This is a genomic window from Pseudomonas sp. GW822-FHT04H02, assembly GCF_058800645.1.
Genome location: NZ_JBXAMM010000001.1, coordinates 716,361 through 740,810, shown reverse-complemented (window position 1 = coordinate 740,810; position 24,450 = coordinate 716,361). Strand labels below are relative to the sequence as shown.

Genomic DNA, 24,450 nt, shown 5'->3' with positions numbered 1-24,450 from the left:
GCCAGCGCCTGCAAGGGGCAATTGAACCGCGGGCGCGTAACCCCTAAAGTCACGCCTCCCGATATCACTCTGAGATCGTCGATGACCGCCCTTCGCTTGACCACCCTGCATACCACCCAAGCGGTGCTGGACGCCTTCCGTGACAGCGACGTACCCGCCCAGGTGCTGCTGGAGGGCAGCGGCATCCAGCTGGCGGACCTGGAGCTGCCCAACAGCCTGATCAATATCAGCCAGGAAATGCGCGTGTTCAGCAACGCCGTGCAGTTTCGCCAGGACCTGGGGCTGGTGCTGGGGCGCAACCTGCACATTTCCGCCTACGGCATGTTCGGCCTGACCCTGCTGACCAGCGCCACCCTGCGCGAAGGCTGGTCCCTGGCGCTGCGCTACCCCTTGCTGCTGGGCACCTTCTTCCGCCTCGACCTTGAGGTCCGCGACGGCCTGGCCTGGCTCACCGCCGACCAGTACAGCGAAAGCGAACTTGAGGTGTTCAACACCGATTTCTGCATGTCGTCCTACCGGGTCACCTGCCAGGACCTGCTGGGTTGCTCCCTGCCCCTGCGCCAGGTGCAACTGATGCATGGCCCCCAGCCCTATATGGACAGCTACGAGCAGGCCTTCAATTGCCCGGTGCAGTTCAATGCCGGGCGCAATGCCATCGGCTTCGACATGGAGTGGCTGGACCGGCGCCTGCCCCTGGCGGACCTGGTGACCCAGAACGACATGCTGCAACGCTGCATCCGCCTCAACGAGGAGCTCAGCGCGCGGCCGACCTGGATCGACCAGGTGCGGCGCATCCTCAATGAACAGCTGCACGCGGTGCCGGATTTCGACAGCCTGGCGCGCCAGGTGCACTGCTCCCCCAGCACCCTGCGCCGACGCCTGCGAGCCCAGGACACCAGCTATCAGCAGTTGCTGGACGAGTTGCGCTACGCCCGCGCCCAGCAGTTGCTGGGCCAGCACAGCCTACCCATCTACCGCATCGCCGAAGCCCTGGGCTTCAAGGAAACCGCAAGTTTCCGCCACGCCTTCCAACGCTGGAGCGGCGTCGCTCCCGGGCGCTTCCGCCAGCTGGCCGGCCAGCTCGGGCCGCTCTCGGACTGCGCCGAAGATTGACGCTAAATATCCCCTATTGACCGTTGCAAGCATTCTCTCTGCGACCTATCCGACGAAAAATGTCCGCCTCGGATGGTTCCGCTCATTTCGGACATGGAGTTGTCATATGAAATCGTTGCACACCGCCCTCTCCCGCCTCGCCACGGCCTGCACCCTCGGTGCCCTGGCCCTGGCCGCCTCTGTCACCGCCCAGGCCGCCCCCGAGCGCACGGTGAACATCTTCAACTGGTCGGAGTACATCGCTCCCAACACCATCAAGGATTTCCAGGCCCAGAGCGGGATCAAGGTCAAGTACGACATCTTCGAAAGCAACGAAGTGCTCGAAGCCAAACTGCTGACCGGCAACAGCGGCTATGACGTGGTGGTGCCCTCCAGCGGTTTCGTCAGCAAGCAGATCAGCGCCGGCGCCTTCCAGCCCCTGGACCGCGGGCAGTTGCCGAACTGGAAGAACCTCGACCCGGCCGTGATGAAGCTGCTGGAGCAGAGCGACCCGGGCAACCGCTACGTGATTCCCTACATGTGGGGCACCAACCTGATCGGCTACAACCGCGACAAGGTCCAGGAATTGCTGGGCAGCGACGCGCCGGTCAACAGCTGGGACTTGGTGTTCAAGGAAGAGAACCTGAAGAAGCTCAGCCAGTGCGGCGTGACCTTCCTCGACTCGCCCACCGAAATGCTGCCCCTGGCCCTGCACTACCTGGGCCTGGACCCCAACAGCCAGAACCCCGAGGACTACCGCAAGGCCGAGGCCATGCTGCTCAAGCTGCGTCCCTACGTGCGCTACTTCCATAGCGCCAAGTGGATGGGCGATATCGCCAACGGCAACATCTGCGTGGCCGTGGGCTACTCCGGCGGCTTCCTGCAGGCGGCCAACCGCGCCAACGAAGCCAAGAACGGCGTGCACATCGAAATGCGCATTCCCAAGGAAGGCACCCTGGTGTGGATCGACACCGTGGCCATTCCCGCCGGCGCCAAGCACGTGGACACCGCCCACGCCTTCCTCAATTACCTGATGGAACCCAAGGTCATTGCCTCCATCAGCAACTACGTCGGCTACCCCAACGGCGTGACCGATTCCAAGCCGTTCATCCAGCAGTCGCTGCTGGACAACCCGGACCTGTTCCCCAGCGCCGAGACCATGACCCGCCTCTACCCCCTGGCCCCGCTGCCGGCCAAGGCCGAGCGCACCCGGACCCGGACCTGGGTCAAGGTCACCAGTGGCCGCTGAGTCATTCACTGCGAAGGCCCGCCAGGACGCCGCCAACGGCGTCCATGCCGCCTTTCCACGCCGTGGCGCAGCCCGCGCCCGGCGTGCTTGAACGAAGAGCCGAATATGCCGTTGCCCACTTCCAGCCAAGCGGCCCTGCCGCACCTGTCGATCGAGGCGCTGCTGCAGGGTTTCGCCACCTTGCAGTTCACCCCGGTGGACGTGCTGCAGGCCGTGCTGGCGCAGATCGAGCGCCACGAGCCACAGCTCAACGCCCTCTGCGAACGCCAGGACCCGGCCTCGCTGCGCGCTGCCCAGGCGTCCACCGCGCGCTGGGCCGCCGGGCAACCCATGGGCCGGCTGGATGGCATTCCGATCCTGGTCAAGGACAACAACGACGTACAGGGCTGGCAGACCCGCAGTGGTTCCCGGGCCCTGGCCAACCGCCCGGCCATGACCCGGGACTCCAGCCTGGTGGCACGCCTGCGTGAAGCCGGGGCGATCTTCATCGCCAAGACCACCCTGCCGGAACTGGGCAGCACGCCCCTGACCGACAGCCCGTTGACCGGCATCACCCGCAACCCGTGGAACCTGGCCCTGCATGCCGGTGGCAGCAGTGGCGGCAGTACTGCGGGGGTCGCAGCCGGTTATGCCCCGGCCGCGACAGGCAACGATGCCGCCGGTTCGATCCGTACCCCGTCGAGCTTTTGCGGCGTGGTCGGGTTCAAGCCCAGCCATGGCCTGGTGTCCGCCTGCCCGAGCATCGACCCGGGCGGCATGGCCGCCGAAGGCCCGATTGCCCGCCACGTGCGCGACATTGCCCTGTTGATGGAGCTCATGGCCGTGCACGAGCCCGGCGAGCCCTTTGCCTGGCCCCATGGGCCCAGGGATTTCCTCAGTTCCATCGAGGACGGCGTCGCCGGCCTGCGCATCGCCTTCAGCGCCGACCTGGGCTACGCCGCCCATGTCGACCCGCAGATCGCCGCAGCCTGCCTGAACGCTGCCAGGTTGTTGCAGGAAGCCGGCGCCACCCTGGTCCTGGCCTCGCCGGACATCGGCAACCCGGCGCCGAACTACCTGCGGGCCTGGCCGGTGGAAGTGGCCTGCGCCGTGGCCCAGGAAATACCCGCCGAGGACCGCCATCTGGTGGGGGACTTTCTCCAGCAGGCCCAGGTCCGCGCGCGCCAGCTCAATGCCCTGGACTACGCCTGTGCGGTGCAAGAGCGCCATAAGGTGGCGCAGAAGCTTCACGCTTTCCTGGGTGAGTACGACCTGCTGCTGACCCCTGCCGCGGTGGTCGAACCCTTCGCCGTGGAACGCCTGTTGCCGCCGGACTGGCCGGAACAGATCAGCGCCATGTGGCAGCCCACCACCTTCCCGTTCAATTTCAGCCGCCAGCCAGCGTTGAGCCTGCCTTGCGCCCTGAGCGAGGCGGGCCTGCCCATCGGCCTGCAGATCGTCGCCCGCTTCGGCCGCGACGCCCTGGTACTGAGGGCCGCACGGGCCCTGGAAAAACGGCTGCCCGAGGGGGTGTTCCGCCACCCCGCCGGGCTGCACGACGCCCCCCAGGCGTCACCCGCAAACCGCTAGACCCGCACAGAACACAATGCCGACGCCGGCCACGGCGAAGGCTCACGGACAAGGAGGTGGACCATGGATTCTTCAAGCAGTTGGTATCAAGACACCCAATTCGACCACGACATCTACGTGATGATCATTCGTGAACCGAGCTCTCCCAGCCTTGATCCCCATCAGTCCGGTTCCAGCTACAGCTACGTCGGCCGCCTCACCGGCCACGGCCAGCACCCGTGCTTTTCCGTGCACTTCGCCTGCCCGCCCTACGGCAATGACTACGCCAGCACTGAAGCCGCGCTGCAGGCCGGCCTGGCCCATGGCCGGGCGCTGATCGAGCACTGGCGCACCCGTGGGCGCAAGCCACCGGCACGCACCGCCGAAGTGGCGCTGTCCAGCTACAGCAACTGACGCACCAAGGCCCCTGGCTGGCAGGAGGGCAGCGGCTGTCGTAGGCTGCCCTGCCGCCCGTTCATGTGCCATCACCTGGAGTGTCGATCCATGCCCTATATCAACCTGCAGATCACCAAGGGCGCCACGCGCCAGCAGAAGGCCCAACTGGTCAAGGAATTCACCGAATCCCTGGTGCGGGTACTGGGCAAGAAGCCCGAGCATACCCACATCGTGATCCAGGAAATCGACGGCAGCGATTGGGGGTTTGCCGGCGAGCTCAGCGACGACGACCAGGCCTGAGCCGCTGCTGGGCGCAGGTATCACGAGCTCAGTCGCACGCCAGTGAGTTCAGGTAATCCGTGGCCTGGCGGTACTTCTCCAGGCGCCGCAGGTCTTCGGCACCCGGTTCGGGGATGCGCGACAGGTCGCTGTTTTCCGCCAGATCCGCCAGCTTCACTTGCCGCGCCAGGGGGTTCGCGCCTGCGCGGCGGATGAACGCCGGGTAGTCCTCGCCTGCAACCTTGGTCAGCGCCAGCAGCGCCGCCAGCACCTCTTCGCTGAAGCCCTCGCCCCGCAACTGCTCCGGGGTGATGGGGCAGTCTTCCAGGACATCGTGCAGCACCGCGACAATCCGCGCCTCGGGGTGTGTCAGGCGCAGCATCACGCGCAAGGGATGCAGGATGTAGGGCGCGCCGCCCTTGTCGACTTGCCCGGCATGGGCCTGGGCGGCCAGCGCGATGGCCCGCTCCAGGCTGCTCATCGGACGCTACCGCAGGTGAATGGGGCTGAACCGTGCATGGTGCCACCTCGATAAAAAGACCGCGCCATTCTACCTGCGCCGCGGCCCGGGCGCAGGCTCAGGCCATCGCCAGCAAGCGCTGGGCCCGCAGCAGCACCGGGGCATCGACCATCTGCCCATCCACCTGGTAGGCCCCGGCACCCTCGCGCCCGCCTTCCACCACCCGTTGGGCCCAGGCCAACTCCTCGGCGCTGGGCGCCAGGGCCTGGTGGATCACCGGCACCTGGGCCGGGTGGATGCACAGCGCACCGGCAAAGCCCATGGCGTAGGCGTGGCGGACCGAGGCGGCCAGGCCCTGGCTGTCGGCGATGCCGGGAAACACCCCGTCCAGCGGCGCCTGCAGCCCCGCCGCCCGGGAGTGCAGGATCAGCGCCAGCCGCGCCTGGTCCAGGGCGAACTGGGCCGCCGCCGAGCCGCTGCTGAGGTTGAGGTCCAGGGCCAGGTCCAGGCCGCCGAACGACAGGCGCTGGACCCCGGGGGCGCTGGCGATCTCGCCCAGGGTCAGCAAGCCCCGGGCACTTTCGATGATCGGCCAGACCAGGCGGCCGCTGGCGGCCACCCGCGCCACTTGGGCTGCGCTCTCGACTTTCGGCAGGAGAATGCCCACCACACCGGCATGGGCCTGGCAGAACGCCAGGTCGGCCAGGTGCTGGGGGTGCTCGGGTGCGTTGATTCGCACCCAGGCCCGCACCTGGGGCTGCGCCAGCAGGAAGCGCCCCAGGTGCTCTCGCGCCTGCACCTTGAGGGGTTCCTCGACGGCGTCCTCGAAATCGACGATCACCGCATCGGCGCCACAGGCCAGGGCCTTGGCGAAACGCTCGGGGCGGCTGCCGGGGACGAACAGCGCGGAGCGGACAATGGGGTTGGACATGTTCGGATCCTTGTTATTGGAAGACCAATGGCGGCCAGGCTTGCTGCCCGGCCCCTACGGCAAGAGCCTGGTGTTGCCCTGCCCTCCGTAGGAGCCGGCTTGCCGGCGAAGGCGATCTCGCGGCCTCTACGCTGGCAAGCCGGCTCCTACGGCGAGGTTGGGGTTCAGATGACTCCACGGGCCTGCAGTTGCTCGATGCCTTGCGGGCTCAGGCCCAGCTCGGCGAGTATCGCTGCGCTGTGCTGGCCCAGCGCCGGGACTGCGTCCATGCGCGGCGCATAGGCGCTGTTGCGCGCCGGTGGCAACAGCGCCGGCAGGCGGCCCGCCGGGCTGTCCACCTGGCGCCAGGCGTCCCGGGCCGCCAGTTGCGGGTGCTGCCACACGCCCTGCATGTCGTTGACCCGGGCGTTGGCGATCTGCGCCTGCTCCAGCCGTTCGATCACCTGGGCGACGCTGAGCCGGGCAAAGCGCTCGACGATGATCTGGCGCAGCGCCTCGCGGTTGGCCGAACGCTTGAAGTTGGCGCCAAAGCGCTCGTCCGTGGCCAGTTCGGGCAGCTCCAGCACCTTGTCGCAGAAGGCCGCCCATTCCCGTTCGTTCTGCAGGCCGAGCATCACCGTACCGCCGTCACCCGCGGGAAACGGCCCGTAGGGGTAGATGGTGGAATGGGCCGCGCCGGCCCGGGGTGGCGGTTCGGCGCCTTCGAAGGCGTAGTACAGGGGGTAGCCCATCCACTCCACCAGGCTTTCCAGCATGCTGATGTCGATGCGGCTGCCCAGGCCGGTGCGCCCACGCAGTAGCAGGGCCGAAAGAATGCCGCTGTAGGCGTACATGCCGGCGGCAATGTCGGCGATCGAGCAACCGGCCTTGGCCATCTGCTCCGGTTCGGGGCCGCCGGTCACTGATACAAAGCCGCCTTCGCTCTGGATCAGCAGGTCGTAGGCCTTTTTCCGCTCATAGGGGCCGCCTTCGCCGTAGCCGGAAATATCGCAGACGATCAGCCGCGGAAAGCGCTCATGCAGCGCCTCGAACGACAGCCCCATGCGCGCCGCCGCCCCCGGTGCCAGGTTCTGCACCAGCACGTCGGCCCCGGCCAGCAGGCTGTCCAGCAGGCCCTCGGCTTCGGGCTGCTTGAGGTCCAGGCTCAGGCTTTCCTTGGAGCGGTTGGTCCACACGAAGTGCGAGGCCAGGCCCTTGACCCGCTGGTCGTAGCCCCGGGCGAAATCGCCGCTGCCGGGGCGCTCGACCTTGATCACCCGGGCGCCCAGGTCCGCCAGCTGGCGGGTGCAGAACGGCGCGGCAATGGCGTGTTCCAGGCTGACCACGGTGATGCCGTCCAGGGGCCGTGGCTGTGCTGTGTTATCAGTCATGTTCGGTCCTCGCCCTGTTCGATGTCGGGCATTCAGAGCAATGAGTTGAGATCGGCAGCGTCCCGCAGGGCCCAGACCCGACGGATCAAGGCATTGCCCTGCTCCGGGGTGCGGGCGCCGGAGAACTGCAGCAGGCGCTGGAACTTGTCTTCCAGCTCAGCCCGGGACAGGCCATTGCCCGGGTCACCCTTGGGCTCATCGATGGCGCCGTGCAGGGTGCGGCCGTCCACGCACTGCACCTCGACCCGGCCCAGCCAGCGCGCTGGATAGGCCGCATCGACTTCAGGGTCCAACTGCATGCCGACCTTGTCGCGAAACGCCGCGACCCGGGGGTCGTTCAGCCCATGGCGCTGGAACTCCGGCAACCCGGCCTTGCCGTGCACGGCGATCAGGCCGAGCACGGTGCCCATGGAGAACTTGGCCTGGTGCACGGTCTGCGGCACCTGGACCCGGCCCAGCACATCGATGGCGCCCTGGTGCACCCGGGTCAGCACCCGGGCAATCTGCCCGTGTTCCAGGCCTTCGCGCTGCATCACCTCAAGCAAGGCATCGGCGGCGGGATGGGTGTGGCGGCACGAGGCGTGGAACTTGAACGAGGTTTCCAGCAGCGCCCAGCGGCTGCCCAGGCGGGCACTGAGCAATGCCGGTTCGGCATCCCGGGACATGCCGGCGGCCATGCCCTGCTCGCCTTCGAGGATATTGCGCGCGCCGCTCAGGCCGTCCCGGGTCAGGTAGGCGGCCAGCAGGCCATCAGCGGCGGCCTTGGCGGTGTGCAGTTGCTTGGAGTCGGCGGCGTCGCGCAAGAATTCCCAGAGCCCGGCGGCCTGGGTTCCGGCGCTGCCCAGCAGGTTGATGAACTGCTCGCTGTCGAATTCCATCAGCTTGCCCACCGCCACCGCAGCGGCCAGGGTGCCGACGGTGGCCGTGGTGTGGAAGATCCGGTAGTGGGAACGGCCCATGAATTCGCCGATGCGGATCCCCGCCTCATAACCGGCCACCGCCGCCAGCAGCAGCTCGCGGCCGGACTTGCCCAGGTCCTGGGCCGCCGCCAGCGCCGCCGGGAACACCACGGTGGCCGGGTGCAGCACGGAGCTGTTGTGCAGGTCGTCCTGCTCCACCAGGTGCGACGAGGCAGCGTTGACCAGGGCGGCGAAATACGCCGAGCTGCCGGCCCCATTGACCAGGATGCGCGCCGGGCCACTGGCCGGGCCCATGTGCCGGGCATAGGCCTCGAACAAGGGGATCGGGTGCGCGCCCTGGGCCGCCAGGGCCGAGCCCAGCCAGTCGAGGAACAGCTCTTGGGTGCGCAGCAGGACGCTTTCCGGCAGGTCGGCGTAGCGCAGGCCGGCAAGGAACCCGGCCAGATCGTGGGTATGGCTCATGGGGGCTCCTTAGAAGCTGCGGGGCAGCTCCAGCAAATGCTCGGCGACGTAGGACAGGATCAGGTTGGTGGAGATCGGCGCCACCTGGTACAGCCGGGTCTCGCGGAATTTGCGCTCGACGTCGTACTCGCAGGCAAAGCCGAAGCCGCCGTGGGTCTGCAGGCAGGCGTTGGCCGCCTCCCAGGAAGCCTTGGCCGCCAGGTACTTGGCCATGTTGGCGCTGGCCCCGGCGTTGTGCCCGCTGTCGTATTCCTCGCAGGCGCGCCAGCGCATCAGGTCGGCGGCCTCGATCTCGATATGGGCCTCGGCAATCGGGAACTGCACGCCCTGGTTCTGGCCGATGGGCCGGCCGAACACCACCCGGTCGCGGGCATAGGCGCTGGCCTTGTCGATGAACCAGCGGCCATCGCCGATGCATTCGGCGGCGATCAGCGTGCGCTCGGCGTTGAGGCCGTCGAGGATGTACTTGAAGCCCTTGCCCTCCTCGCCGATCAGGCTGTCGGCGGGCAGCTCCAGGTTGTCGAAGAACAGCTCGTTGGTCTCGTGGTTGACCATGTTGGCGATGGGCTGCACGGTCAGGCCGTTGCCGATGGCCTGGCGCAGGTCCACCAGGAAGATCGACATGCCTTCGGACTTCTTGCGCACCTCGGCCAGCGGCGTGGTGCGGGCCAGCAGGATCATCAGGTCGGAATGCTGAATGCGCGAGATCCACACCTTCTGCCCGTTGATCACGTACTTGTCGCCGCGGCGGATGGCAGTGGTCTTGATCTTGGTGGTGTCGGTGCCGGTGGTGGGCTCGGTGACGCCCATCGATTGCAGGCGCAGTTCGCCGCTGGCGAGCTTGGGCAGGTAGTAGCGCTTCTGCGCCTGGCTGCCGTGGCGCAGCAGGGTGAACATGTTGTACATCTGCCCGTGCACGGTGCCGGAGTTGCCGCCGCAGCGGTTCACCTCTTCGAGGATCACCGAGGCTTCGGCCAGCCCCAGGCCGGAGCCGCCGTACTCGGCAGGGATCATCGCCGCCAGCCAGCCGGCCTCGGTCAGGGCCTTGACGAAGGCTTCCGGGAAGCCCTTGCGCTCATCGATGCCGCGCCAGTAGGCGGCGTCGAATTCGGCGCACAGGGCACGCACGCCTTCACGGATGGCATTGAGTTCTTCAGTGTCATGGGGGGTCATCAATCGGCACTCCGCCTTTGCTTATTGTTGGAATTCAGTCGAACTGCACTTCGCCGCGCTGGGCCAGCCCGGAGCCGTCGCCGGCCCACAGTTCGGCGTGGCCAGGGGCGCTGATGCGCCCGCCGACCTCGAAAGGCTGCGGGGCAATCAAGGGCCGCAGGCCGCGGTAGGCGAAATGGCGCAGGCGCGCCTCGGGGTGGGCCCGGCAGAAGGCCCCCAGGCTCAGGGTGGCGATCAGCGGGCCGTGCACCACCAGCCCCGGGTAGCCCTCGGTGGCGGTGACGTAGGGATAGTCGTAGTGGATGCGATGGCCGTTGAAGGTCACCGCGCTGTAGCGAAACAGCAGGGTCGGCGTGGGCTCCACCGGCTCGCGCCAGTCGCCTTCGGGCAGCAGCTCGCCACTGCTCATTTTCGGCGGGGACGCTTCGCGGTAGACGATGTCCTGTTCTTCGCGCAGCGCCAGTTGGCCGCCCTGAAAATATTCGTGGCACAGGGTGACGAACAGCAGCTTGCCGGTGCGCCCGGCCTTTTCCTCGACCTGGAGGATGGTAGTGGTGCAACTGGCCTCGGCGCCGGCCCGCAGCGGCCGGTGAAACGCCAGGCGGCCACCGGCCCACATGCGGTTGCGGTTGGCCGCCGGCGGCAGGAAACCGCCCCGCGCCGGATGCCCGTCGCCGCCCAGGGCCGAGGCCGGCTGTGGCTGCTGGAAGAAACACCAGTGCCACAACGGCGGCAGGGCCTCGCCCGGGGCCGGGGCGGGCTGGCCGAACGTGGCGGCGATGCGGGCCAGCAGGTTATGGCTGAGGTGGTCGTCGATCCGCTGGCTGCGGCCGATCCAGGCGCTGGGGTCGGTGGCACTCATGGTGGCAGGGTCCTGTGGCACGAAGGTGATGGCGGCCATCATGCAAGGGGCTGGCGCGTATGGAGAATTTGCATTTCTATAAACCGGCGTTCGTTTATGCTGAACGCCATTCGCCCCTACCCCTGCCTTCAGGAGCCCGGACATGCATTTCGATCTGGCGGACCTGCGCCTGTTTATCCATATTGCCGAATCCCCCAGCCTGACCCAGGGCGCGCGCCGCGCCTTCCTCTCGCCAGCGGCCGCCAGCGCGCGGATCAAGGCCCTGGAAGGCCAGCTCGAAACCCGCCTGCTGTACCGCGACAGCCGTGGCGTGGAAGTCACCCCCGCCGGCGAACGGCTGCTGCAGCACGCGCGGCTGATCATGCGCCAGGTGGATTACCTGAAAAGCGAATTCACCCAGTACGGCGGTGATTCCTCCGGGCACATCCGCATCTTCGCCAACACCACGGCGGTCACCGAATTCTTGCCGGAAGTGCTGGCGAAATTTCTCTCGGTACGCCCGGGAGTCACGGTGGACCTGCAGGAGCGCCTGTCCCGGGACATCGTTCGCGGTGTGCTGGACGGCACCAGCGACATGGGCATCATCGCCGGCCCGGTGGAAGCCAGCGGCCTGCAGGTGCTGCACTTCAGCACCGACCACCTGGTGCTGATGGTGCCCGTGGGCCACCCGCTGTCGGGGCAGGCTTCGGTGACCCTGGAACAGACCCTGGCCTACCAGCACATCGGCCTGCATGAAGGCAGCACCCTCTTGACCTTCCTGCGCGAGCACGTGGAGCGCCTGGGCAAGCAACTCTCGCTGCGCATCCAGGTGTCGAGCTTCGAAGCGATCTGCCGCATGGTGGAAGCCGGGGTCGGCATCGGCATCATTCCCGAGTCCGCGGCCTTGCGGCACAGCCGCACCATGCAGCTGGTGACGGTGAAGCTGGATGAAAGCTGGGCCGTGCGCGAACGCAGCATCATCGTCCGCGAACTGGAGGCCCTGCCCGGCAGCGTGCGGGCGCTGATCGCGACGCTGATGCCCGATGCCCGGAGCCCGCAAGCCTCGTGACCGGTGATCGCCCTGGCCGGCAGCGCAAGCAGAGACATTGATGCCGATCAAGTGCCCGCCTCGCCAGCGGAGTAAACCTGAAGCCAATCAGGGCTGTGTGCGCAGCCCGCCCTTTGGCTCCGCGGAGACTTGACCATGCCCAGCACCGCTCTCGATACCCTCGCCCACCCGCCGTTCCCGGCGCAGCAAGGCCAATACTGGATCGACGCCCTGAACGACGGCAGCCATGTGCTGATCCGCCCGCTGCGGCCCCAGGACCGGGAGCGGGAAAAGGCCTTTATCGAAAACCTCTCCCCGGCCACCCGGCACCAGCGCTTTCTCGGTGAGATCAAGGAAGTGGGCGAGCAACTGCTCAATCAACTGATGGATGTCGGCACGCCGCAGCGGGTGGCTTATGTGGCCCTGGTCCACGACAACGGCGAACTGCGGGAAGTGGGGATCAGCCGCTACGCCCAGGTCGACGAGCAGCCCTCGCATTGCGAGTTCGCCGTGACCATCGCCGATGAGTGGCAAGGCAAGGGCCTCGGCGCGCTATTGATGCAGCACCTGATCGACGAAGCCCGCAACAACGGTTTCCAGCAGATGTACTCGGTGGATTCCGCCGCCAACTACAGCATGCGCCGCCTGGCAAAACAGCTGGGCATGCGCAGCGCCATCGACCCCGATGACGCCACCCAGGTGATCCACAGCCTGGCGCTGTAATGCCAGAGCGCTCCGCGCCTCGGCCCGAGGCGCGGCCGCATTGCCCGCAGAACCGCCCCGCCGCCGATACTGAAGTCAAGCCACAGCCGACAGGTGCTCGTAGAGAATTCCCGAGCCGACGATGATCAGCACCACCCCGCCCAGCACTTCGGCGCGCTGGCCCATCACCGTGCCAATGGCGCGGCCCAGCATCACTCCCAGGGTGACCATGGTCATGGTGGCCAGGCCGATGGCGCTGGCCGCGACCCAGATGTTGACGTTGACGAACGCCAGCCCCACCCCCACCGCCAGGGCATCGATGCTGGTGGCCAGGCCGGTCACCGCCAGCAGCCAGAAGCCGTGCTGGCGCGGTTTTTCTTCCTCGGCCTCAGCCTGCTGGCGGGTGCCGTTGTAGATCATGTGCAGGCCCAGCAACAGCAGCAGGCTGAAGGCGATCCAGTGGTCCCAGTTGGCCACCCATTGAGTCGCGGCCTGGCCGATGAACCAGCCCACCACCGGGGTGATGGCTTCAATGACGCCGAAGATCAGGCCGATGCGCAAAGCTTCCAGCAGGCGCGGCTTGAGCATGGCCGAACCCTTGCCCACCGCGGCGGCGAAGGCATCGGTGGACATGGCGAAGGCGAGAAAGATGATCGAGGCTGGGTTCACGTTGAGTCTTCCGGTCGGGCTTGAGTCCACGACATGCCCACGCGCCCGACTTCAGCGCAGGTATGTCGATGGTCTCACCAACCGAAACGGTGCCCGTACCACGGCAGGTTGCCGAGAATGTTGATACGGGCGCCACCGCAGGGCGCGGTGGCAGGTTACTCCCCAAAGAGGCGCGCAGCTTAGCCGGCCACATGTGAAAATTTCATCGGCACCGCGCCACGACAGCTGCTCGCACAGCGGCTAGCCTGTGCAATCCACCCGTTGATTCGTGGAGGTACCCCATGCAACTCCAGGGCTCCTGCCATTGCGGCGCCGTGCACTTCAGCCTGTCCAGCCGCCATCCCTATCCCTACCAGCGCTGCTACTGCTCGATCTGCCGCAAGACCCAGGGCGGTGGCGGCTACGCCATCAACCTGGGGGGCGATGCGGCCAGCCTCAAGGTACGTGGACGCAAGCACATCGTCATCTACCATGCCCGGCTCAAGCCCGCCGGTGCCGCCCGGGCCCACAGCAGCAGCGCCGAACGGCACTTCTGCGGGCGCTGCGGCTCCGGGCTGTGGCTGTTCAGCCCGCAATGGCCGGAGCTGATCCACCCTTTTGCCTCGGCCATCGACACCCCGTTGCCTGTGCCGCCGCAACACACCCACCTGATGCTCGACTCCAGGGCGCCCTGGGTCGAGGTCGATGCCGGGGCGCACGACCTGCAGTTCGCCGAATACCCCGAGGAATCGATTGCCCAGTGGCACCAGCGCCTGGGGCTGGAGGCCTGAGCGCAACCGGGTCTTAACAGTCTTTGACAGTTTCCCGACAAAGCTGTCAAAGACTGCCACGCCCCCCTTCCCTAGCATCCGCTGATCCAATTGGCCCTCGGGTGCTGCATGTCCCGCAAACTTCTCGGCCTGCCGCTGGTGGGCCTGCTCTTGAGCAACCTCGGCTGCAACGGCCAGCCTCCAGCGCCGCCGCCCATCGCGCCCGGCGATTACGCCAGCATCATCGGCTACCTGAAGCAGTACATCCCGCAACAGATGGCCGAACATCAGGTGCCCGGGCTATCCATAGCCCTGGTGGACGGCCAGCAACTGATCTGGGCCCGGGGCTTTGGCTTCGCCGACCAGGCCCGGGGCCTGCAAGTGACCGAAAACACCGCGTTTCGCGCCGGTGCCCTGTCGCAATTGCTGACTGCCACGGCGGTGATGCAACTGGTGGAACAAGGGCGCCTGCAACTGGACGCGCCGCTGCAGGACACCCTCAGGGAGTTCTACGTCCGCTCGCGCTTCCACGAGGACCAGAACGCCGCCGACCGGGCCGTGACTCTGCGCCGCCTGCTCAGCCACCAGGGCGGCATTCCCAGCGAATACCTGCGCGACGCACGCACCCCCAACGCCCTCGACGAACTGCCGGGAAAGCTCAGCGGGCTGTGGCTGAGCAACGCTCCGGGAACCCAGACCGCCTACTCCAACCTCGGTTATGCCCTGCTCGGGGCAGCGGTGGAGCGCAGCAGCGGCGTGGATTTCGAACAGCAGTTGCAGAAGAGCCTGCTGCGCCCACTGGGCATGAGCCAGTCGAGCTTTGTCGGGGACAGCCGCGCCCAGCCCTACCGGGCAAAAGGCTATGAAGACGGTGTCAGCAGCGATGCGCTGGTCCGCGACCTTTCCGCCCAGGGCCTGTGGAGCAGCCCGCGGGACCTGAGCCGCTATGTGCGCATGCTGTTCGCCCAGGGCCGGTACCAGGACCGCCAACTGCTCTCGGCGGCATCCATCGACGAAATGGTGCGCACGCAGAACGCCGGCAACCCGCTGGATTTCGACTGCCAGGTAGGCCTTGGCTGGTTCCTGTCGCCCTGCGGCGAGGAATGGGTCCGGCCAGATATGCGCACCTGGCAGCAAAGCGGTTTCGGCGAGGGCTTTCATGCCCGGATCAGCGTGCTGGCCGAGCAGCAGCTGGCGGTGATCGTGATGAGCAATTCCGACAGCGGCGAGGCCCTGGCCCAGCCCCTGGTGCCCCAGGTACTGCGCATGCTGCTGCAGGCCCACGGCACCCCGCCACCGCCACCGCAACCGGCCACGCCCCCCCAGGCCCAGCAACGTCGGGTTCCGCAAGCGGCGGATCGCCGGCACCTGGCGGGCTTCTATGCCACCCGCTGGGGTGTGCTGCGGATCCGCGACCAGCACCAGCGCCTGTACGCCGAGCTGGCCGGCGAGCGCTACGAACTGCTGCGGGACGAACAGGGCTGGCTAAGGGTGCGCAAGAAGCGCCTCGGGCTCTGGCCCCAGGACCTGGGCCCGCTGGGGCAGCTGCAACTGGACGTGATGCAGGTCCAGGGCCATCGGGTGTTCACCGCCAAGAGCCACGGCCAGTTGCTGGCGGTGGGAGAACGGATCGAACCGGTGCCCCTGACGGACAACTGGCTGGCCACGGTCGGCACCTACCAGGCTCTGAGCGACGCCCCCGGCGAACCGCCCATCAACGGCATGGACATCGCCCTGGAGGATGGCTTCCTGATGATCCGCAGCCTGCAGCGAGGCCGTCCCCTCACCGACTACATCCTCGCCCCGGTGGACAACGCCCACGCGGTGATCGCCGGCAACGGCCCGGGCCTGGGCGACACCGTGCGCCGCCAGGTCAACGGGGTGAACGTCCTGGGCTACTCATTCAAACGCACCTATAACGCCAACCACCTGAGGTTCTGACCCTTCATGAAAACCCTGAAACACTCCACCACCGCCGCCTTGTGGGCCGGCACCCTGGGCCTGAGCACGGTCTGCGGCACGCTGCACGCCGAAGACTGGAAGTACGGCGTGCACGCCGGGGTGGCCAGCGTGCCGCGCTACAGCGGCAGTGACGAACGCGCCCTGGCGCCGATTCTCGGCGGCGAGATCATCAGCCCCTGGGGCGTGTTCCTCAATACCGACCAGGGCCTGGGCTGGGGCAACGAATGGGGCGACCTGTCGTTCAGTACCTGGGTCGGCCCGAGCGAATCACGGCGCGACAAGAACCACCTGGGCCAGGGCTCCAAGCGCCTCAAGGGCATGGGCGAAATAAAGACCCGGGCACAGTTCGGCGCGCACCTGGGCTATGACCTGGGGCCGTTCGAACTGGGCGCCACCCTGACCCACGCGGTGAAGAAGAACGACAACCGCGACACCGGCTCGGCCTACAGCGCACTGGAACTGAGCATTGGCAGCAACCTCTACCAGGGCCGCTTCGGCAGCCTGGATGCCAGCCTCAACAGCCTGTTCGGCAACGCCGACTACATGCAGACCTGGTACGGGGTGAGCGACACCCAGGCGGCCCACAGCCGCTTCGGCGCCTACCGGGCCAAGGGTGGACGGGTCAGCAGCGGCGCCGACCTGGCCTGGACCCTGCCCCTCAATGAGCAGACCAAGATCTCGACCCTGCTGTCGATGAAGTACCTGAGCAAGGAAGCCGGCGACAGCCCGATCGTCGACCGGCGCATGCAGACCAGCATCGCCACTCAACTTGAGTACAGCTTCTAAGAAAGGGAACGCGCGGCCCGTGATCACGGGCCGCGTTGCTGCGCAGGTTCAGGGCTGCGCGCGAACCTCAGTCGAGGTGGGCCCAGGTCATGCGGAACGAGGCACCGCCCCACTCCGAATCCGCCACTTCGACCTTGCCGCCGTGCCATTGCGAGACCCGCCGCACCAGCGCCAGGCCCAGGCCGAAACCGCCGGTACGCCGGTCACGGCTGGCGTCGAGGCGGGAAAACGGCTCGAAGATCTTCTCCCGGCCATCCACCGGCACCCCGGGACCATCATCGTTGACCCGCACTTCGTAGCCATGCTCCAGGCGCACCAGGGACACCTCGACCCGGCGGTCGGCGTAGCGGATGGCGTTGCGCAGCAGGTTGATCACTGCCCGGGCCATGAAGCGCGGTTCGATGCGCACGTACTCCACCTGGCAGGAACGGATCAGCAGTTGCACCCCGGCTGCCTCGGCCTCCAGGGCCACGCTGCCGACCACGCTGTCGAGCCAGCTCTGGGCCTGGATGTTTTCCCGGTTGATGGTGGCCGCGCCATGTTCCAGGCTGGCGTAGCTGAGGAGTTCGGAGACCATTTCCTCCAGCTCGCCGAGGTCGGCATACATGTCGGCGATCAACTCGCGGTTTTCATCCGGATCTGGCTGTTGCTGCAACTGGTCCAGCTCGAAGGACAGCCGGGCGATGGGCGTGCGCAGTTCGTGGGACACCGCGTTGGTCAACTCGCGCTGATTGGCGATCAGCCCCTCGATGCGCGCCGCCATGCGGTTGAAGTGCTGGGCCAGGTCGCGGATGTTGGAACGCCGCGACAGGTGCAGCCGGGTGCCCAGGTCGTTGTCGCCAAAACGTTCGGCGGCCAGGCGCAGGCGCTCCAGGTCGCGCCAGTGCGGGCGCACCCAGAAGTACAGGACGATGGCCAGCAGCGCGCCGAGCAAGGCATAGGCGGCGATGTTGTAGAGCAGGGTCAGGGGCGGGTCTTCCGGCAGCTTGATGCTCAACAGTTGCTTGCCACCGTCGATGCTGCCGATGAATTCGGTGAACTCCTCGCGCACCACCAACTGGTTGGAATCCAGCAGGGCCTGTTCGCGCACGCTCAGGTCCAGGTCGTCGGCCTGCACCAGTTTGAGCAGCAGCCCGTAGTGCGGCTTGAGCTGCTCCAGCTGCTGTTGACGCCCGGCCTCGTCGAACGGCCGCAACTGTTCGCTCAGGCTGTAGGCCGGCCCGCGCACCGCATCGCGGTTGTAGGACTCGATCAGGTCGGCGGCCAGGTAGTTGATGAAGATGTGTTGCACCGCGGTCATGGCCCCGGCGAAGCCCAGGGCCAGGAACAGGTAGAGCCCCAGAAACAGACGCAGCATTCAAACCTCCCAGGCGAACGGATTGAACAGGTAGCCCTTGCCCCACACGGTCTTGATGCACACCGGCTCGCGCGGGTTGTCCTTGAGCTTGCCCCGCAGCTTGCTGATGTAGACGTCGACACTGCGGTTGAGGCCGTCGAACTCGATGCCGCGCATGCGGTTGAGGATGTCGTCCCGGGACAGGGTCTTGCCCGGCGCGCTGGCCAGCAGCCAGAGCAGCTCGAATTCCATGGTGGTCAGTTCCACCGGCTCGCCCGCCAGGCGCACCTCGCGGCTGTTGCGGTCGATGCTCAGCACGCCGAATGCCAGGGCCCCGCGCAGGGTGGTGGTTTCCGGCACCTGGCGCCGTTGCAGGGCCCGCAGGCGCGCCAGCAGCACCGCCGGTTTTATAGGCTTGATCACGTAGTCATCGGCGCCGGATTCCAGGCCGAGAATGTGGTCCAAGTCGTCTTCCTTGGCGGTAAGGATGACGATGGGGGTGTCCGCCACGGCGCGGATCTCCCGGCACACGTGCAGGCCGCTCTGGCCGGGCAGCATCAGGTCGAGCACCACCAGTTTCGGTTTGAATTCGAGAAATGCCGCCAGGGCGGTATCGCCGCGGTGGACCGTCAGCACTTCAAAGCCGTGCTGGGACAGAAAATGCGCGATCAGCCCGGCGAGCTTCTCGTCATCTTCCACCAGCAACACCTTGCCAAGACCCAGGTTTTCCATATTTGCCAATCTGTGAACGCACAATTTGTGCGCGCGCATTATAGGGGGCAAGAGGTTAAGGAAAGGATAACGCAAGCCACAAAACCCGGGACTTGCAGCGGTTTTGCGCGATATTTCATTCTTTTAAGAGTTTTTAACAATTTGCCCCTGCTTTTACACAAGGGCAGTCGTTCACCAGGCCGGCACGCCACTGTGAAAACGGAACTCCGGATCCGGCGACTCGATCAGTTCCTGCTCCGCCGCCCGCACCCGGTCGATGACCTGGGCGATGTCCTTGGCGTCGCCATACTGATAGGCCAGCTTCAGGTAGCCTTGGTAGTGCCGGGCCTCGCTTTTGAGCAGGCCGAAGTAGAACTTGCCCAGTTCCTCGTCCAGGTGCGGCACCAGGGCTTCGAAACGCTCGCAGCTGCGGGCCTCGATAAAGGCGCCCACCACCAGGGTGTCCACCAGCTTCACCGGCTCGTGGCTGCGCACCACCTTGCGCAGGCCCGAGGCATAGCGCCCGGCATGCAACTGGCGCAGCTCGACCTTGCGTTTCTTCATCAGGCGCAGGACCTGCTCATGGTGCACCAGCTCTTCCCGGGCCAGGCGCGACATCATGTTGATCAGGTCGACATGGGCGTGGTACTTGGCGATCAGGCTCAAGGCGGTGCTGGCGGCCTTGAACTCGCAGTTCTTGTGGTCGATCAGCAGGGTTTCCTGGTCGGCCAGGGCCGCCTGGACCCAGGCGTCGGGCGTGCGGCAGCCAAGAAAGTCGGGAATTTCAGGAAAGTTCATCGGCGCATTTCCGAACAATCAGCCACCACCGCAAAGCGGCAGGCAGCACTATCAGTGATCGTTAACATGAGGCTCACGGGACAAAAGGCTTCATAGCGAAAGGCCGGCGATTATACCGGCCGGGCCGCAGACCACCAGCGGCCGCGATTGATATGCATCAACATCCGGCCCGGGCGCCAGCAACTATAGTTGTGCACGCTAGGGTCTGTTCCCGTTTGGTGACGAGCCGCGTTGCTGGGCCAAACGGGAACAGACCCTAACCGTTCATCCCTTCCTGGAGATCCCGATCATGCAAAGCATCCGCAGTATCCTGGTGGTCATCGATCCCACGCCCGGCGAAAGCCTTGCCCTCAAGCGCGCCAAGCTGATTGCCGGGGTCACCCAGGCCCACCTGCACCTGCTGGTCTGCGACAGAAAGCACGAGCATTCGGCGCTGCTGAGCGTACTCAAGAGCAGCCTCACCGGCGAAGGCTACAGCGTCACCACCGAGCAGGCCTGGAACGAAAGCCTGCACGAAACCATCATCGATGTGCAGCAGGCCGAGGGCTGCGGCCTAGTGATCAAGCAGCACCTGCCGGACGCCCCGCTGAAGAAAGCCCTGCTGACCCCGGCGGACTGGAAACTGCTGCGCTACTGCCCGACCCCGGTGCTGCTGGTCAAGACCGCCACGCCCTGGGTCGGCGGCGTGGTGATGGCCGCCATCGACGTCGGCAACATGGACGGCGAGCACCGGGCCTTGCACGCCAGTATCGTCGACCACGGCTTCGATATCGCCAGCCTGGCCAAGGCCCAGTTGCATGTGATCAGCGCTCACCCGTCGCCGATGCTGTCGGCCGCCGACCCGGTGTTCCAGCTCAAGGAAACCATCGAGGCGCGCTATCGCGAGCAGTGCAAGGCGTTCCAGGCCGAGTTCGACATCGACGACGCCCACCTGCATATCGAGGAAGGCCCGGCCGATGTGCTGATTCCCCACCTGGCCCACAAGCTTGGCGCCGTGCTGACCATCATCGGCACCGTGGCCCGCACCGGGATTTCCGGGGCACTGATCGGCAACACCGCCGAAGTGGTGCTCGACTCCCTGGACAGCGACGTGCTGGTGCTCAAGCCGGCGGACATCATGGATCACCTGGAAGAGCTGGCGGCCAAGGCTTGAGCCCCCTCCCCGCAACGCCATCGCGTAATCTGCGCCGTCCATGACGGCGCTTTCGCTGGCAAGCCAGTCCTACAGAACCCGATCAACCTCACCCCGTAGGAGCCGGCTTGCCGGCAAAGAGGCCCGCAAGCCTTGCACCGCCCTGGCGGCCGTCTTCGCTGGCAAGCCAGCTCCTACAGAGCCCGATCAACCTCACCCCGTAGGAGCCGGCTTGCCGGCGAAGAGGCCTACAAGCCTTGCACCGCCCTGGCGGCCGTCTTCGCTGGCAAGCCAGCTCCTACAGTGGCATTTGCGTGGGAGTTATTCGCGTAGCGAAGCACTCAGCCGAGGGCATCCTTGAGAAAGCCGGGGGCGATGTAGCGCTGGTAGTGGGCTTCGGACAGCAGGAAGAATTCCCGATCAATGGCGTCGCGCAACTCCGGCAAGGCCCAGTCGCGAAACTCCGGCAGCAGCACCATTCCATAGGCATCGAGCTGGTTGATCACTCGCGCGCCGCGGGCAATCAGCTGGTAGGCCCAGCAATACTCGGACTGATGGGGCACGAAGCGGATCTTGCGCTGCTCCAGCTGCTCGCGCAGGCGCGCCGGATCGAAGACTTCCAGCTTGGCCGCCATCACCTGCACCAGCAGGTGCTCAAGACGCAGCCAGACCGCGCGTTTTTCCTCCTCGTTGTAACCATTCCAGTTGATCACTTCATGGTGGAAACGCTTGCAGCCACGGCATACCAGATCGCCGTAAACCGTGGAACAGAGGCCGACGCAGGGGGTCTTGATGGTCTGATTGGGCATAGATAGACAACGCACGCAAAAGCAAAACAGTGGGCAATGTTAGCCCTTTGTCTAAGATTGATCACCCCTCAAACTTCAATACAGCAACTTACGTTGAGGCTTTTTTTACCGTAGAATCAGCCAGCCTTTTTAGGCGCCAATGTCCGTTTGAAGCTGTTTTCAAAGCGTCACGAGCACAGTCGTTCCTTCAGAGCGGTGTTGGCGAGGGGTTTTTCCAGCGGGGAAAAACCCAACGCCAACCCTCATCAGCTCCCCGTTCTGCAGGCGTAAAACTTTGAAAGCAGCTTCTGTAAGGAATTGTCGGTAATTCTGGCTAAGTGGCCCACAACGCCACGCAGCGCATGAGTACGGCAATTTCGGGATGAGCGTCCCGGACACCCATTTGGGACCACTGATGAGGGTAATAACTGTGCTTGAAGCCTACCGCAAACATATCGAAGAGCGTGCAGCACTGGGTATCGTTCCCCAGCCGCTTAACGCCGAACAAACTGCAGGCCTGGTCGAGCTGCTGAAGAATCCCCCGGCTGGCGAAGAAGCTTTCCTCGTTGACCTGATCACCAACCGCGTTCCACCAGGAGTCGACGAAGCCGCCTACGTCAAGGCCGGTTTCCTCTCCGCGCTGGCCAAAGGCGAAGCCTCCTCCCCTCTGATCGACAAGAAGCGCGCCGTTGAACTGCTGGGCACCATGCAGGGCGGCTACAACATCGTGACCCTGGTGAACCTGCTGGACGACGCCGAGCTGGCGCCAGTGGCCGCCGCTCAACTCAAGCACACCCTGCTGATGTTCGACGCCTTCCACGACGTCGCGGAAAAAGCCAAGAACGGCAACGTTCACGCCCAAGGCGTACTGCAATCCTGGGCCGACGGCGAGTGGTTCAAGAACCGCCCGGTACTGGCCGACAAGATCAGCCTGCGAGTGTTCAAGGTCACCGGCGAAACCAACACCGACGACCTCTCCCCTGCTCCTGATGCCTGGTCCCGCCCGGACATCCCGCTGCACGCCCTGGCCATGCTGAAAATGGCCCGTGACGGCATCGTTCCGGACGAGCAAGGCAAGACCGGCCCGATGAAGCAGATCGAAGAAATGCGCGGTCAAGGCTTCCCGATCGCCTACGTCGGTGACGTGGTCGGTACCGGTTCCTCGCGTAAATCGGCCACCAACTCGGTGCTGTGGTTCTTCGGCGACGACGTGCCTTATGTTCCGAACAAGCGTGCCGGCGGCTTCTGCTTCGGCAGCAAGATCGCCCCGATCTTCTACAACACCATGGAAGACGCCGGCGCCCTGCCGATCGAATTCGACGTGTCGAAGATGAACATGGGCGATGTGATCGACCTGTACCCGCACGCAGGCAAAGTCTGCAAGCACGGTACCGACGAAGTCCTGGCCACCTTCGAAATGAAGACCCCGGTCCTGCTCGACGAAGTCCGTGCCGGCGGCCGTATCCCGCTGATCATCGGCCGTGGCCTGACCGAGAAGGCTCGCGCCGAACTGGGCCTGCCTGCGTTCGACCTGTTCAAGAAGCCCGAAGCCCCTGTTGAAAGCACCAAGGGCTTCACCCTGGCGCAGAAGATGGTCGGCAAGGCCTGCGGCCTGGCAGAAGGCAAAGGCGTGCGTCCTGGCACCTACTGCGAACCGAAGATGACCACCGTGGGTTCCCAGGACACCACCGGTCCAATGACCCGTGACGAACTGAAAGACCTGGCGTGCCTGGGCTTCTCCGCTGACCTGGTGATGCAGTCCTTCTGCCACACCGCGGCGTATCCGAAGCCGATCGACGTGACCACCCACCACACCCTGCCTGACTTCATCATGACCCGCGGCGGCGTTTCCCTGCGTCCGGGCGACGGCATCATCCACTCGTGGCTGAACCGCATGCTGCTGCCAGACACCGTCGGTACCGGTGGTGACTCCCACACCCGTTTCCCGATGGGCATCTCGTTCCCGGCCGGCTCCGGCCTGGTGGCGTTCGCCGCTGCCACCGGCGTCATGCCGCTGGACATGCCGGAATCGATCCTGGTGCGCTTCAAGGGCAAAATGAAACCTGGCATCACCCTGCGTGACCTGGTCCATGCCATTCCTTACTTCGCCATCCAGAACGGCCTGCTGACCGTCGAGAAGAAAGGCAAGAAAAACGCCTTCTCCGGCCGCATCCTGGAAATCGAAGGCCTGGAAGGCCTGACCCTGGAGCAGGCGTTCGAACTGTCCGACGCCTCGGCCGAACGTTCGGCTGCCGGTTGCACCATCAAGCTGTCGAAAGAGTCGATCACCGAGTACCTGCAGTCCAACATCACCCTGCTGCGCTGGATGATCGGCGAAGGCTACGGTGACGCACGTACCCTGGAACGTCGCGCTCAAGCGATGGAAGCCTGGATCGCCAACCCTGAGTTGATGGAAGCCGACGCCGACGCCGAATACGCCGAAATCATCGAAATCGACCTGGCCGACATCAGCGAGCCTGTACTGTGCGCGCCGAACGACCCGGACGACGCCCGTCTGCTGTCCAGCGTTGCTGGCGAGAAGATCGACGAAGTGTTCATCGGTTCGTGCATGACCAACATCGGTCACTTCCGCGCTGCCGGTAAACTGCTGGATCAGGTCAAGGGCCAGCTGCCAACCCGTCTGTGGCTGTCGCCGCCGACCAAGATGGACGCTCACCAACTGACCGAAGAAGGCTACTACGGCATCTACGGCAAGGCCGGCGCACGCATGGAAATGCCAGGCTGCTCGCTGTGCATGGGTAACCAGGCACGCGTCGAGCCGAACAGCACCGTGGTGTCGACCTCGACCCGTAACTTCCCGAACCGTCTGGGTGATGGCGCCAACGTCTACCTGGCTTCGGCCGAGCTGGCGTCGGTGGCTTCGATCCTGGGTCGCCTGCCGACCGTCGAGGAGTACATGGAATACGCTGGCAAGATCGACAGCATGGCGGCCGATATCTACCGCTACCTGTCCTTCGACCAGATCGCCGAGTTCCGTGAAGCGGCTGCCAACGCCAACATCCCGGTGGTGCAAGCCTAAGGCTGTAG

23 protein-coding genes and 1 riboswitch are annotated in these 24,450 nt (G+C 65.7%); of the genes, 12 read left to right on the top strand and 11 right to left on the bottom strand.

What is annotated here, in order from left to right; translation table 11 throughout:
- Nucleotides 1–81 precede the first annotated feature (81 nt).
- The 5 genes from AC1RMG_RS03590 (at nucleotide 82) to AC1RMG_RS03570 (ending at nucleotide 4,585) form a co-directional block, all read left to right on the top strand.
- Nucleotides 82–1,113 (top strand): AraC family transcriptional regulator, encoded by a 1,032-nt coding sequence (locus AC1RMG_RS03590; RefSeq protein ID WP_262214760.1) that lies wholly within the window; start codon nucleotides 82–84, stop codon nucleotides 1,111–1,113.
- Nucleotides 1,114–1,219: 106 nt separating this feature from the next.
- Nucleotides 1,220–2,341 (top strand): polyamine ABC transporter substrate-binding protein, encoded by a 1,122-nt coding sequence (locus AC1RMG_RS03585; protein ID WP_011060952.1) that lies wholly within the window; start codon nucleotides 1,220–1,222, stop codon nucleotides 2,339–2,341.
- A 105-nt stretch (nucleotides 2,342–2,446) separates the two neighbouring features.
- Nucleotides 2,447–3,910: an amidase gene (locus AC1RMG_RS03580; RefSeq protein WP_220224249.1), complete on the top strand. Its 1,464-nt coding sequence runs from the start codon at nucleotides 2,447–2,449 to the stop codon at nucleotides 3,908–3,910.
- A gap of 63 nt (nucleotides 3,911–3,973) precedes the next feature.
- A complete protein-coding gene (locus tag AC1RMG_RS03575; protein WP_011060950.1) occupies nucleotides 3,974–4,303 on the top strand; it encodes a hypothetical protein in 330 nt (109 codons plus the stop codon).
- Between the two features lie 90 nt (nucleotides 4,304–4,393).
- Complete coding sequence (locus tag AC1RMG_RS03570) at nucleotides 4,394–4,585, top strand: tautomerase family protein (protein WP_011060949.1); 192 nt, start codon at nucleotides 4,394–4,396, stop codon at nucleotides 4,583–4,585.
- A gap of 28 nt (nucleotides 4,586–4,613) precedes the next feature.
- Here the strand turns inward: AC1RMG_RS03570 and AC1RMG_RS03565 are convergent, their stop codons facing one another.
- The 6 genes from AC1RMG_RS03565 to AC1RMG_RS03540 form a co-directional block, all read right to left on the bottom strand.
- Entirely contained in the window at nucleotides 4,614–5,045 is a 432-nt protein-coding gene (locus tag AC1RMG_RS03565) for an HD domain-containing protein (protein WP_011060948.1), read from the bottom strand.
- A 97-nt stretch (nucleotides 5,046–5,142) separates the two neighbouring features.
- A complete protein-coding gene (locus AC1RMG_RS03560; protein ID WP_493168354.1) occupies nucleotides 5,143–5,955 on the bottom strand; it encodes an HpcH/HpaI aldolase/citrate lyase family protein in 813 nt (270 codons plus the stop codon).
- A 164-nt stretch (nucleotides 5,956–6,119) separates the two neighbouring features.
- Nucleotides 6,120–7,325 (bottom strand): CaiB/BaiF CoA transferase family protein, encoded by a 1,206-nt coding sequence (locus AC1RMG_RS03555; RefSeq protein ID WP_015635354.1) that lies wholly within the window; start codon nucleotides 7,323–7,325, stop codon nucleotides 6,120–6,122.
- Nucleotides 7,326–7,357: 32 nt separating this feature from the next.
- Nucleotides 7,358–8,707 carry an MmgE/PrpD family protein gene (locus AC1RMG_RS03550; protein WP_015635353.1) on the bottom strand — a complete coding sequence of 450 codons (1,350 nt, stop codon included), beginning with the start codon at nucleotides 8,705–8,707 and terminating at the stop codon, nucleotides 7,358–7,360.
- A 9-nt stretch (nucleotides 8,708–8,716) separates the two neighbouring features.
- On the bottom strand, nucleotides 8,717–9,880 hold the full coding sequence (locus tag AC1RMG_RS03545) for an acyl-CoA dehydrogenase family protein (protein WP_072442177.1): 1,164 nt from the start codon (nucleotides 9,878–9,880) through the stop codon (nucleotides 8,717–8,719).
- 34 nt (nucleotides 9,881–9,914) lie between these two features.
- Entirely contained in the window at nucleotides 9,915–10,742 is an 828-nt protein-coding gene (locus AC1RMG_RS03540) for an HTD2 family dehydratase (RefSeq protein WP_370059026.1), read from the bottom strand.
- 142 nt (nucleotides 10,743–10,884) lie between these two features.
- Here AC1RMG_RS03540 and AC1RMG_RS03535 point away from each other — a divergent pair, with 142 nt between their 5' ends.
- Both AC1RMG_RS03535 and AC1RMG_RS03530 read left to right on the top strand, forming a co-directional pair.
- Nucleotides 10,885–11,790 carry a LysR family transcriptional regulator gene (locus AC1RMG_RS03535; RefSeq protein ID WP_019093783.1) on the top strand — a complete coding sequence of 302 codons (906 nt, stop codon included), beginning with the start codon at nucleotides 10,885–10,887 and terminating at the stop codon, nucleotides 11,788–11,790.
- A gap of 135 nt (nucleotides 11,791–11,925) precedes the next feature.
- A complete protein-coding gene (locus AC1RMG_RS03530) occupies nucleotides 11,926–12,492 on the top strand; it encodes a GNAT family N-acetyltransferase (RefSeq protein ID WP_011060939.1) in 567 nt (188 codons plus the stop codon).
- A 75-nt stretch (nucleotides 12,493–12,567) separates the two neighbouring features.
- Here the strand turns inward: AC1RMG_RS03530 and mntP are convergent, their stop codons facing one another.
- A complete protein-coding gene (mntP, locus tag AC1RMG_RS03525) occupies nucleotides 12,568–13,140 on the bottom strand; it encodes a manganese efflux pump MntP (protein ID WP_019093782.1) in 573 nt (190 codons plus the stop codon).
- A gap of 10 nt (nucleotides 13,141–13,150) precedes the next feature.
- Nucleotides 13,151–13,311: riboswitch (yybP-ykoY riboswitch) on the bottom strand.
- 110 nt (nucleotides 13,312–13,421) lie between these two features.
- On the opposite strand from mntP, the gene AC1RMG_RS03520 reads away from it, so the two are divergent.
- The 3 genes from AC1RMG_RS03520 (at nucleotide 13,422) to AC1RMG_RS03510 (ending at nucleotide 16,637) form a co-directional block, all read left to right on the top strand.
- Nucleotides 13,422–13,910, top strand: coding sequence for a GFA family protein (locus AC1RMG_RS03520; protein WP_011060937.1), 489 nt, complete (start codon nucleotides 13,422–13,424; stop codon nucleotides 13,908–13,910).
- A 108-nt stretch (nucleotides 13,911–14,018) separates the two neighbouring features.
- Nucleotides 14,019–15,830, top strand: a complete 1,812-nt coding sequence (locus AC1RMG_RS03515; protein ID WP_493168351.1) for a serine hydrolase domain-containing protein — start codon at nucleotides 14,019–14,021, stop codon at nucleotides 15,828–15,830.
- Nucleotides 15,831–15,836: 6 nt separating this feature from the next.
- Nucleotides 15,837–16,637, top strand: coding sequence for a MipA/OmpV family protein (locus AC1RMG_RS03510; RefSeq protein WP_065363846.1), 801 nt, complete (start codon nucleotides 15,837–15,839; stop codon nucleotides 16,635–16,637).
- Nucleotides 16,638–16,704: 67 nt separating this feature from the next.
- On the opposite strand, the gene AC1RMG_RS03505 is transcribed toward AC1RMG_RS03510, so the two are convergent.
- The 3 genes from AC1RMG_RS03505 to AC1RMG_RS03495 all read right to left on the bottom strand — a co-directional run bounded on the left by AC1RMG_RS03505 (nucleotide 16,705) and on the right by AC1RMG_RS03495 (nucleotide 19,482).
- The gene (locus AC1RMG_RS03505) at nucleotides 16,705–17,994 is read right to left on the bottom strand and encodes an ATP-binding protein (RefSeq protein ID WP_011060934.1); all 1,290 of its coding nucleotides are present in this window, start codon (nucleotides 17,992–17,994) and stop codon (nucleotides 16,705–16,707) included.
- A complete protein-coding gene (locus AC1RMG_RS03500) occupies nucleotides 17,995–18,705 on the bottom strand; it encodes a winged helix-turn-helix domain-containing protein (protein WP_011060933.1) in 711 nt (236 codons plus the stop codon). It abuts the gene before it with no gap.
- A gap of 171 nt (nucleotides 18,706–18,876) precedes the next feature.
- Complete coding sequence (locus AC1RMG_RS03495; protein ID WP_011060932.1) at nucleotides 18,877–19,482, bottom strand: MiaE family protein; 606 nt, start codon at nucleotides 19,480–19,482, stop codon at nucleotides 18,877–18,879.
- 289 nt (nucleotides 19,483–19,771) lie between these two features.
- Here AC1RMG_RS03495 and AC1RMG_RS03490 point away from each other — a divergent pair, with 289 nt between their 5' ends.
- Nucleotides 19,772–20,635, top strand: a complete 864-nt coding sequence (locus AC1RMG_RS03490) for a universal stress protein (RefSeq protein WP_011060931.1) — start codon at nucleotides 19,772–19,774, stop codon at nucleotides 20,633–20,635.
- A 320-nt stretch (nucleotides 20,636–20,955) separates the two neighbouring features.
- Here AC1RMG_RS03490 and AC1RMG_RS03485 read toward each other — a convergent pair whose 3' ends face one another.
- The gene (locus AC1RMG_RS03485; RefSeq protein ID WP_368994981.1) at nucleotides 20,956–21,423 is read right to left on the bottom strand and encodes a DUF1289 domain-containing protein; all 468 of its coding nucleotides are present in this window, start codon (nucleotides 21,421–21,423) and stop codon (nucleotides 20,956–20,958) included.
- A 409-nt stretch (nucleotides 21,424–21,832) separates the two neighbouring features.
- Here AC1RMG_RS03485 and acnB point away from each other — a divergent pair, with 409 nt between their 5' ends.
- On the top strand, nucleotides 21,833–24,442 hold the full coding sequence (gene acnB, locus AC1RMG_RS03480; protein ID WP_019094305.1) for a bifunctional aconitate hydratase 2/2-methylisocitrate dehydratase: 2,610 nt from the start codon (nucleotides 21,833–21,835) through the stop codon (nucleotides 24,440–24,442).
- Nucleotides 24,443–24,450: the final 8 nt, after the last annotated feature.

What these genes read in the sequence shown, in the direction of transcription:
- AC1RMG_RS03590 (WP_262214760.1), top strand. Translation starts at nt 82, where the DNA reads ATGACCGCCCTTCGCTTGACCACCCTGCATACCACCCAAGCGGTGCTG.
- AC1RMG_RS03585 (WP_011060952.1), top strand. Translation starts at nt 1,220, where the DNA reads ATGAAATCGTTGCACACCGCCCTCTCCCGCCTCGCCACGGCCTGCACC.
- AC1RMG_RS03580 (WP_220224249.1), top strand. Translation starts at nt 2,447, where the DNA reads ATGCCGTTGCCCACTTCCAGCCAAGCGGCCCTGCCGCACCTGTCGATC.
- AC1RMG_RS03575 (WP_011060950.1), top strand. Translation starts at nt 3,974, where the DNA reads ATGGATTCTTCAAGCAGTTGGTATCAAGACACCCAATTCGACCACGAC.
- AC1RMG_RS03570 (WP_011060949.1), top strand. Translation starts at nt 4,394, where the DNA reads ATGCCCTATATCAACCTGCAGATCACCAAGGGCGCCACGCGCCAGCAG.
- AC1RMG_RS03565 (WP_011060948.1), bottom strand. Translation starts at nt 5,045, where the DNA reads ATGAGCAGCCTGGAGCGGGCCATCGCGCTGGCCGCCCAGGCCCATGCC.
- AC1RMG_RS03560 (WP_493168354.1), bottom strand. Translation starts at nt 5,955, where the DNA reads ATGTCCAACCCCATTGTCCGCTCCGCGCTGTTCGTCCCCGGCAGCCGC.
- AC1RMG_RS03555 (WP_015635354.1), bottom strand. Translation starts at nt 7,325, where the DNA reads ATGACTGATAACACAGCACAGCCACGGCCCCTGGACGGCATCACCGTG.
- AC1RMG_RS03550 (WP_015635353.1), bottom strand. Translation starts at nt 8,707, where the DNA reads ATGAGCCATACCCACGATCTGGCCGGGTTCCTTGCCGGCCTGCGCTAC.
- AC1RMG_RS03545 (WP_072442177.1), bottom strand. Translation starts at nt 9,880, where the DNA reads ATGACCCCCCATGACACTGAAGAACTCAATGCCATCCGTGAAGGCGTG.
- AC1RMG_RS03540 (WP_370059026.1), bottom strand. Translation starts at nt 10,742, where the DNA reads ATGAGTGCCACCGACCCCAGCGCCTGGATCGGCCGCAGCCAGCGGATC.
- AC1RMG_RS03535 (WP_019093783.1), top strand. Translation starts at nt 10,885, where the DNA reads ATGCATTTCGATCTGGCGGACCTGCGCCTGTTTATCCATATTGCCGAA.
- AC1RMG_RS03530 (WP_011060939.1), top strand. Translation starts at nt 11,926, where the DNA reads ATGCCCAGCACCGCTCTCGATACCCTCGCCCACCCGCCGTTCCCGGCG.
- AC1RMG_RS03520 (WP_011060937.1), top strand. Translation starts at nt 13,422, where the DNA reads ATGCAACTCCAGGGCTCCTGCCATTGCGGCGCCGTGCACTTCAGCCTG.
- AC1RMG_RS03515 (WP_493168351.1), top strand. Translation starts at nt 14,019, where the DNA reads ATGTCCCGCAAACTTCTCGGCCTGCCGCTGGTGGGCCTGCTCTTGAGC.
- AC1RMG_RS03510 (WP_065363846.1), top strand. Translation starts at nt 15,837, where the DNA reads ATGAAAACCCTGAAACACTCCACCACCGCCGCCTTGTGGGCCGGCACC.
- AC1RMG_RS03505 (WP_011060934.1), bottom strand. Translation starts at nt 17,994, where the DNA reads ATGCTGCGTCTGTTTCTGGGGCTCTACCTGTTCCTGGCCCTGGGCTTC.
- AC1RMG_RS03500 (WP_011060933.1), bottom strand. Translation starts at nt 18,705, where the DNA reads ATGGAAAACCTGGGTCTTGGCAAGGTGTTGCTGGTGGAAGATGACGAG.
- AC1RMG_RS03495 (WP_011060932.1), bottom strand. Translation starts at nt 19,482, where the DNA reads ATGAACTTTCCTGAAATTCCCGACTTTCTTGGCTGCCGCACGCCCGAC.
- AC1RMG_RS03490 (WP_011060931.1), top strand. Translation starts at nt 19,772, where the DNA reads ATGCAAAGCATCCGCAGTATCCTGGTGGTCATCGATCCCACGCCCGGC.
- AC1RMG_RS03485 (WP_368994981.1), bottom strand. Translation starts at nt 21,423, where the DNA reads ATGCCCAATCAGACCATCAAGACCCCCTGCGTCGGCCTCTGTTCCACG.